6 protein-coding genes and 1 pseudogene are annotated in these 8262 nt (G+C 46.5%); all 7 read right to left on the bottom strand.

Going from position 1 to position 8262, the window contains the following annotated elements; genetic code table 11:
• Positions 1-262, bottom strand: a pseudogene (locus tag BCT81_RS09300) (hypothetical protein); the annotation flags it as partial.
• Between the two features lie 89 nt (positions 263-351).
• A complete protein-coding gene (locus tag BCT81_RS09295; RefSeq protein ID WP_102423948.1) occupies positions 352-2043 on the bottom strand; it encodes a VWA domain-containing protein in 1692 nt (563 codons plus the stop codon).
• Positions 2036-3109: a VWA domain-containing protein gene (locus BCT81_RS09290; protein WP_102423947.1), complete on the bottom strand. Its 1074-nt coding sequence runs from the start codon at positions 3107-3109 to the stop codon at positions 2036-2038. Before BCT81_RS09290 ends, BCT81_RS09295 begins: the two co-directional genes overlap by 8 nt.
• A complete protein-coding gene (locus BCT81_RS09285; protein WP_102423946.1) occupies positions 3102-3641 on the bottom strand; it encodes a DUF4381 domain-containing protein in 540 nt (179 codons plus the stop codon). The genes BCT81_RS09290 and BCT81_RS09285 overlap by 8 nt, the downstream gene beginning before the upstream one ends.
• Complete coding sequence (locus tag BCT81_RS09280; RefSeq protein ID WP_102423945.1) at positions 3642-4604, bottom strand: DUF58 domain-containing protein; 963 nt, start codon at positions 4602-4604, stop codon at positions 3642-3644.
• 12 nt (positions 4605-4616) lie between these two features.
• Positions 4617-5600: a MoxR family ATPase gene (locus BCT81_RS09275; RefSeq protein WP_102423944.1), complete on the bottom strand. Its 984-nt coding sequence runs from the start codon at positions 5598-5600 to the stop codon at positions 4617-4619.
• A gap of 128 nt (positions 5601-5728) precedes the next feature.
• Positions 5729-8107, bottom strand: a complete 2379-nt coding sequence (locus BCT81_RS09270) for a tetratricopeptide repeat protein (protein WP_102423943.1) — start codon at positions 8105-8107, stop codon at positions 5729-5731.
• Positions 8108-8262 lie beyond the last annotated feature (155 nt).

The following is an 8262-nucleotide window of genomic DNA, read 5'->3' as shown; positions in this document are numbered from 1 at the left end:
GATTACGCTGCTTTGCTATCACGTTCGGAATTTCGATGCTACCGATACGTGTACCACCCGTAAACCAACGTGGTGTCGCGACTTCGATATTCAAAATCACTTGTTCATTAACGCTTACCTTAACCGGCGTTATTTTATCGCCCGGTTTCGGTTTTTCTCCTACCCATGCGATAAGCTCAACATCACCACTGCGCTGAAGATCATAAATATCACGAGCGTAGGCTGAAGAGGAACACAAGGTGATAAGCAGAGCCATCAACATAACGACGAAACCATGCTGTACATGACTTAACGGCTTAACTGAGTTCGAATCTCTAGAGTAACTGAGAGACAAAAACTGACAATAACTCATTACTTTTGCTCCTCGTTAGATACTGGTGATGGTTCACGCAATTGGATTTGAAATTTAGCGCGAAGGAAGTATTTAGGATCCGCTTCCACTCGCTTTAACCACTTATCGGCGAGCTCTTGACTACCAAGAATCTCATTCGCATTGAGCGTTTCTTTAAGCATTAATTCCGCAACCGTCTCTTCTTCTGCACCATCCCCCGTGCGAGGTTTATCGTCATCCAGTTCAAATGACTCTTCGGGTCCATCCGTCGTGCCCGCTTGGCTTTCACTGGTTCGGTTGACTTCTTCAACAATGCCATTAACCACGGCTAAGTTGTGCTGAACGTCAGGCTTTAAATTAGGGTCAAGGTCAGGCTTATCATTTAAACTTTTCAGCAAATCTCGTGCAGCCAGATACTCTCGTTGTCTAGCTAGAGCACTGGCCGCATTGTATAAGCCAAAATCACTGTCGACTTGTAAGAACGCGCTATGGGCAAGCTTAAACTCGCGTGCGTAGTAGTAAGCGACACCTTTCCTAAGTGGATCCTCAAAGTGTTTCGCAGCTTCTAAATACTGTTGTTGGTTTAGCAATCGCTGACCCTGTTGGTCTGGTGTCAGCCATAAATCCCACCACCATTGGGCGGTTTTATCCCAAGCCGATAACGTTTCCACTTCAGCAGGTCTATCCGCCGTAAGTTGAACCGTTTTTGCCATTGAGTTTGGCGCATAAAAAGCACCTGTCGTAACAACTCCAATTAGACACCACTGCACGAGCCAGCCTTTACGGAACCAAAGCAACATGATGAAGGCAATTGGGAACAACAATCCGTAGCCCATATCTTTCCAAGGCATCGAAGATTCGCCATTGAGCTGCATGTTACGTTCAACCGCACTGTTAAGCGCTTTGATGTCAGAGTCATCTACCGTCACTTCAATCAAGCGACCACCGGTAGCCTTGGCTAACGAGCTCAATGAATCAAGGTCTACTGGGTTATTACTCACAATTTGGCTATTACCTGCGGCCAAGATCAACAGCTGGTAACTGTTTTCATTAAAGAACTGTTCGTACGCCTTGATAGTTGTAGGATTCACACCATCAGATACTAACAACACGGTTGAGCCTGGCTCACCAGACAATTGTTGTTGAACCAAAGGCAGGGCTTTCTCAGCCGCTTTACCATCAACAGGCATAATTTCAGGGGTAATTGCCGCCAAAAACGGCTCGAAAACTTTGCTATCTTGAGTCACCGGCATCGCGACATGAGCACTTCCTGCATACACAACTAGACCTGTATTACCGCCTTTGCGCGCCGCCAATAAGTCTCGAATTTTTTGCTTCGAGCGCTCAAAGCGACTAGGGGGTAAATCCTTTTCTAGCATGGATTCGCTGTTATCAAGTACCACCAACATCGAGGCTTTGTCTTCACCAAATGGCGATGCTTCACGCTGCCACGTTGGCCCTGAGCAAATAATGATCGCGATAGTCACGATAACCATCAGTAGCTTGAGTGGTAGTTGTTTGCGCCACCCGGTCTCACCGATCGTCAGCGCATTACGTAAATGCTCTGGCAGAATATCTTTCCAGCTCGGTTTGGTCTCTTCTCGCCAACGTAACCAAAGTAAGAAAAACATCGGCACGAATGCTAAGAGCCAGAGTGGGCGAATAAAATGAAACTGAGTAAAAAACTGTTGAACTGCGAGAGAATCAAACATCACTCTCTCCTTTCGTTTCAAGGTTCGACAAACGAACGGCACGGCGACGTCTTACCGTTGCTAGGCTAAATGCAGTGAGATACATGACGACAACGACCGCCATCAGATAGTGGTGTAAGCCCTGCTTTGGTCGATATGTTGTACTTTCATATAACTGGGGTTCAAGTTGACCGATCTGTTCGTAGGCTGTACTGAGTTCATCACGGTTAAGCGCTTCAAACGCCTCACCGCCAGATTCAGAGGCTATTCGATTGATGGTCTCCATATCCAAAGCAACTTCTCCGACAGTCTGAGGATCTCCCATCGCAATCACGTGGATACGTACACCTTTTGCCTTGGCAACCTTTGCAGCATCGATAGGTTCGACAAAGCTGCCCGTATCATTACCGTCCGTAAGAACAATCACGACTTTCTCACGCTCGATATCGTTTTGGGCCTGTTCGGCAGACATTTGCATACCGCTCTGCTCAAACACTTTTATCGCTAAGCCAATCGCATCGCCCAAATGAGTGCTCTGCCCGGCCATCGCCACATCTGTTTGATTTAAGAGCTCAAGCCATACATCTTGATCGGCAGTAAATGGAGTTTGCACAAACGCAGCATCACCAAACAAGATCAAACCTAAGCGGTCGCCTTTTCTGGTTTTCGCAAAGTCCGCCAACACCTCTTTCGTTGCCTCCAAACGTGAGATTTTCTTGCCTTGCTTAGATGTGAAGTCTTTCTCTGCCATTGATCCAGATAAATCAACAACCACCATGACATCCCGACCAAGCTGTTCACGAACCTGAGGCTCACCTAGAATGGTTGGCTTAGCCAGAGCGCAAACAACCAACACCCAAGTAATGATGAGTGTGGTACGTTGCCACCAGCTTGGCGTCAATTGACTTGCCCCTTCAGAAGGTGCTTCGCCAATCGCTTCTACCAATTCGTGGAAGAACGGCACTTTAATAGCCATTTGTTTGGTTCGATAAGCCGGCACCGCTAAGTAGACCAACAGAGGCAAAGGCAGCGCAACGAACCACAACGGATGTGCAAATTCAAAACTAGAAGAGAAGAGACTAATCATTTACTTGCCCCTCAACCGCCAGTTGAACATCAGGCTTATGGAGCTTTAACCACATCATTGAGGTTTGAATCACTTCCGAGCGCTGTTCAAAGGTCAAGCGTACCTTTGGATCAATGAGGCTTTGCATCCATAGTTCTGAGATTTCCTCGGCAAAGAATGCGTTGTTACTCTCTGTTTGCGTGTTGACAGGAAGGTGAGCATTCAAACGTTTTACATAAGCTTGTCCAAACAACTTTGCATTGCTGCTGTCTAAATAACGGAGTACAACTTTAAGCACTTTAAAAGCCTGCTCAGGGGAGTTTTTGTCTCTCGCATCCAATAACATCAATTCATTAAGTGCTTCTTTTCGGTAGCGATTATTCCACCACCTTAGCGCCAAACGATAGGCCAGGTAGAGAGCCGCTAATAACAAGATAACGCCAAGGATCTTCCAACCTATCGTTTGTGGAGCCCAGCTAACACTATTAGGTATCGCCACATCGTGCAGCTCACGCAGGATATAAGTACTAGGAGGCGTATGTTCAACTGTCATTTAGCGCCCTCCCACTAACTTTTGTAACTGGGAAATATGATTGCCAGACGTGTCTAATTCGATATACGGAAGGTTTTTCATCGCCATTAATTTAGCTAGAGATTGTTTTTGAAGTGCCGCTTTCTGAGCCAGGCTCTCGCTTGCAAGGTTGACCTTAGATTGGCTATCTAGGCTCAATTGAAAGCGACCATCACTCACCACCCAGTTTGCACTCGCAAGATCTCTTGGCAGTGAACGCTCTAATGGGTCAGTGACCATGATTGCGAGGATATCGTTATGCTGCTGAAGTTGTTTCAAACGGTCTACGTGGTGCTCTTGGCAATCACGCCAATCGCTAATGAAGATTAACGTCGACTGTTTTAACCTCATTCGCTTAATCAATTCGATCCATTGAGTAAAGCCGACTCCCTCATTGTCACTCACATTTACACCCAAACTCTGGTTCGCTTTAGCAAGGCGTTTGAGTTGGGATAGCAAATCAGACTGAGAACGTTGCGCTTTTGTGTGAAATAGCTTTTGGTGTGAAGCCAAAACAAAACCGACGCGGTCTCCATCCTTAAGAACCCGCCAACCACACAATGCCGCCACTTCCGCGGCAACGACGGACTTCATGGTGTCTTGAGAGGCAAAGAACATAGAACTGCGTTGGTCTACACAGATCATCACATTGCGGTCTTTTTCTTCGGTATAGCTACGAACATGTGGTTTCCCGGTTCGCATGGTGACTTTCCAATCAAGGTTACGGATATCATCACCCTGTTGGTAATGTCGTAACTCTTCAAAGTTCAAACCACGACCACGAAATAACGAGTTGTGTCTTCCCGAAAGGACACTGCCCGCTTTTAGGTTAGGCAACAGGGAAAACGACTCAGCTTGCGCCTGTATTCGCACTAACTTTGAATAATCACAGTACAGTCTTGGATCAAGGCCTTGCGATTTGGGAGCTTGTGTTGGCTTCGCCATGACGCCCCCTTGTTATCCGATCTCTACTTTATCAAGTAGCTCTTCAACGACTCTTTGATGGTCAACACCGTCAGCAAGTGCGTCATAAGACAATGAGAATCGGTGCCCCAACACGGTTGGTAACATAGCACGAACATCATCCAACGTGACGTGGTCACGCCCTTGTAACCAAGCATAAGCGCGAGCACACTTATCTAGAGCGATAGAAGCACGTGGGCTTGAGCCAATTTCAATCCATTTGGATAAGTTAGATTCTGGGTAACGTTCAGGCTTTCGAGTCGCCATAACTAACGCCACAATATAGTTTTCAACCAAATCAGATACTGCGATTTCAGGAAGCTGGCGGCGTGCCTCAAGCACTAATTCAGGTTCAATATGTTGTGGAGTCACTAGTTCTGAACTGGTCTCATTGCCTAGCTCTTCGCTGCGAACCAAGCGAATGATGTCGCGCTCTGCTTCATCTTCTGGGTAATCAACCGTCACCTTCATAATGAAACGGTCCATTTGCGCTTCAGGTAGTGGGTATGTACCTTCTTGCTCAACTGGGTTTTGAGTCGCGAGCACCATGAATAAGTCAGGAAGGATATGAGTTTGACCACCTACCGTGATCGTGCCTTCGGCCATCGCCTCAAGCAGTGCCGCTTGTACTTTAGCTGGCGCACGGTTTACTTCATCGGCTAGGACAATACTGTTGAAGATAGGCCCCGGTTGGAAGTGCAGTTGAGGTTTCCCGTCTAGCTCTTGATACACCTCTGTACCCGTCACATCTGATGGCAATAGGTCTGGTGTGAACTGGATTCGACCAAAACTGGTATTTAATAAGTTGGCAAGCGACTTTACTGAACGTGTTTTCGCTGTGCCAGGAAGCCCTTCTAAAAGCACATGCCCATTGGTCAATAACCCTATCACAAGAGCCCGAACGACGTGACTCTGTCCGATAACACTTTTTTCTGTTTGTTCAATCAGTTGGTTTATTGCTTGTTGCGCATGGTTCATAGGTCTTCCTTTATTCAAACTGGCTGCGTACATCCTACTCACAAGCTCAATAACTATTGGTTATAAACGCAATAAGTGGTTATGGTGTAAAACGTTACAACCAGCATAACCAAGCTAACCTCATCGTTTTATTTAAGCCTAGCCTTCAATTGGTTAATGGCTTCTGGCGGCGCCACTTTGCTCAATGATGAAATACACTGTTCAAATGCTTTTGGCACACCCGGTATATGGTTGTTTCGCGCCAACACTTCACACTGTGCATACAAATGTTGAGGGTTTCGGCTAAATTGATAAGCCTTGTGTAATGACTGGCTCGCCGCAAGTACATCCGATTTTTCCAATGCCAAGCCATACACATACCAGTATTGCGGATCCGTCTGTGCCGTTTCTGCCGCTTGTTTTAGATAACGCGTTGCTTGGTCGTAGTCTTTCACTCGCAGCAGTGACAGCCCTGCACTGTATGGCAATACACTCGATTTTGGCTGAGCTTGAATGCCTTGCTTCAAGGTCGCTAGTGCTTTAGGTTCATCACCCAAAGCCCGATACAGATCAGCCAAGTTGGCGTAACTATTCTCGAAATATGGTTCGATTTCGATAGCGCCTAAGTAGTACTCAATGGCTTGTTCGTGCTTACCTAAATCTCGGTAAACATTACCCAGATTGGTTCTTCCAAAACCTCTGTCACCATTAAAGCGCTGTATCTCAATGTACTCTTCCAATGCAGGCTTGATTTGGTCTTTCTGCAGCGGATTCATTTCTCCCCAATAACGGACTAGCGCGCCAGCTGTTTCTGAACGAATAGACAATACTGGATCAGTCAGCAGTGGTTCTAGAATCTGCCAACGGTCGGTAAACGAGAAACCAGATGAACCTTGTACAACGCCTAAACGGATCATCTCATCGTCGTGTTTTACTGCCCTTGCTAATGAAATAAGAGTGTTCTTACCCGTGTTACCATACAAGCGCTCCAAGCTTGATGCTCGAATAATATTACTTAAGCTAGAATCCTGAGCCGAATACGCCAGTGCATCTTCCGCGCCTCTGTGCCCTATTGAGTCCGCGTAAAAAGCCACAGCGAAATGCTGTTGGTTTCGATATTTAGAATCAGGGAACCATTGACCAATTTGCTTATCGGCCCATTGATCGGTTTTGTCTTCATGGCAACTGGTACACACGTTCGGCGTTTTAATATGTTGGCTAATATCCGGTCGCGGAACATGCCAGCTATGATCACGTCTCGGATCGACCTCCATATACGTCGTTTCAGGCATGTGGCAAGTGGTACATTTTGAAGCTTCTGTGTTTGCCTCATGGAAGGTGTGTTTTTCTGGTGTGTATTCGGATGCAATATGGCACTGGCTACATACTGCTTCTTCCGCAATTTTCAGCTCTGCGGTATGGGGATCGTGACAGTTAGTGCAAGTGACACCTTTCTCAGCCATCGCTGACTGCAAGAATGAGCCGTAAACGTAGTCTTCATCATAGATTTGACCATCGTGATGATAGAGTTCCGGGCTAATTAGGCTCAGACGATATTTATCGAAGAACGATCCCTTCACATGATCAGCCGTCTCATTCAGTTGTGTGCGTCGGCTATGGCACTGAGCACAGGTCTGGACTTGGTTGGTATGAATGATGTCTTTCGGTTGAAGGGTGGAATTGCCCTCTTGGTAAACCCACTCTTTGACCGACTTAGACAAATCGCGGTCAAAACCATAATGTGCCGTGAGTTGAACGCTTTTACCACCGTTGGCTTTGGCCGAATGAGTAGCTTGCTTTGCTTGTTCAACGTGCTCACTTGCGGGGCCATGACACGCCTCACAACCGACATTAATTTCAGACCAAGTGGTGTTGTAGGTATTACTTGCGCTGTCGTAGTTCTTTTCTAGGTTCGTTGAGTGGCAGTCTGCACACATGAAGTTCCAGTTCTGGCCACTGTTGGTCCAGTAGAATTCATCCGTGTTGGTGGTCTCAGGATAGAGGTGAAACCAGCGTTGGCCGCCTTCGTCCTCAGTACGAGAATCCCAAGCGAAAGGAATCAACTGTACGCGTCCGTCTTCAAACTCAACCATATATTGCTGTAGAGGCTCAAAGGCAAAGGTATAGCTGATTTTGTAATCTTTGAATTGACCATCTGGCCCTTCGATGTTGACCCAAAACTCATCGCCTTTGCGAAAAAAACGGTTGGGCTTTCCTTTATGAGTCACGGTTTGATCGTTGAAGTCGCCCAGTACCGTTTCATCGGTCGCATGCTTCATCGCCATATCATGATGAGAACCTTGCCACGCTTCCACTTCTGCGCTGTGACAGTCGATACAAGCTTCAGAACCAACATACGTCGCTTGAGAGCTAGCATGCAGAGCTTCCGATCCAACAGATAAAGCCTGTTCATTAGCATGCGCATTGAAACTGAGCAGCGACAACATAGGTAAAGACAACATTGCGGATAATACTGCAACTCGCTGGTGTTTCAATCCGTTCACTAGCAAGCACAACCATGCAGACATAACATTCCTTGTTTTTATACATCCTTATGCTTAATAAGGTAGACGTAAAAACAATGAATTTACAATAATTTAGTGACCATCAACTCGATTGTTGTGATTCATATTCAGGACATGCGCTCGCACACTATTGCACCCATAAAAAAGAGCTCCGAAGA

Source organism: Vibrio sp. 10N.261.52.A1 (assembly GCF_002876325.1).
Classification (GTDB): Bacteria; Pseudomonadota; Gammaproteobacteria; order Enterobacterales; family Vibrionaceae; genus Vibrio; species Vibrio chagasii.
This window is presented reverse-complemented; position numbering and strand designations above follow the sequence as displayed.

Bases quoted from the DNA above. Each gene is read 5' to 3' on its own strand.
- BCT81_RS09290 (WP_102423947.1), bottom strand. From the start codon at position 3,109: ATGATTAGTCTCTTCTCTTCTAGTTTTGAATTTGCACATCCGTTGTGG.
- BCT81_RS09285 (WP_102423946.1), bottom strand. From the start codon at position 3,641: ATGACAGTTGAACATACGCCTCCTAGTACTTATATCCTGCGTGAGCTG.
- BCT81_RS09295 (WP_102423948.1), bottom strand. From the start codon at position 2,043: ATGTTTGATTCTCTCGCAGTTCAACAGTTTTTTACTCAGTTTCATTTT.
- BCT81_RS09270 (WP_102423943.1), bottom strand. From the start codon at position 8,107: ATGTCTGCATGGTTGTGCTTGCTAGTGAACGGATTGAAACACCAGCGA.
- BCT81_RS09275 (WP_102423944.1), bottom strand. From the start codon at position 5,600: ATGAACCATGCGCAACAAGCAATAAACCAACTGATTGAACAAACAGAA.
- BCT81_RS09280 (WP_102423945.1), bottom strand. From the start codon at position 4,604: ATGGCGAAGCCAACACAAGCTCCCAAATCGCAAGGCCTTGATCCAAGA.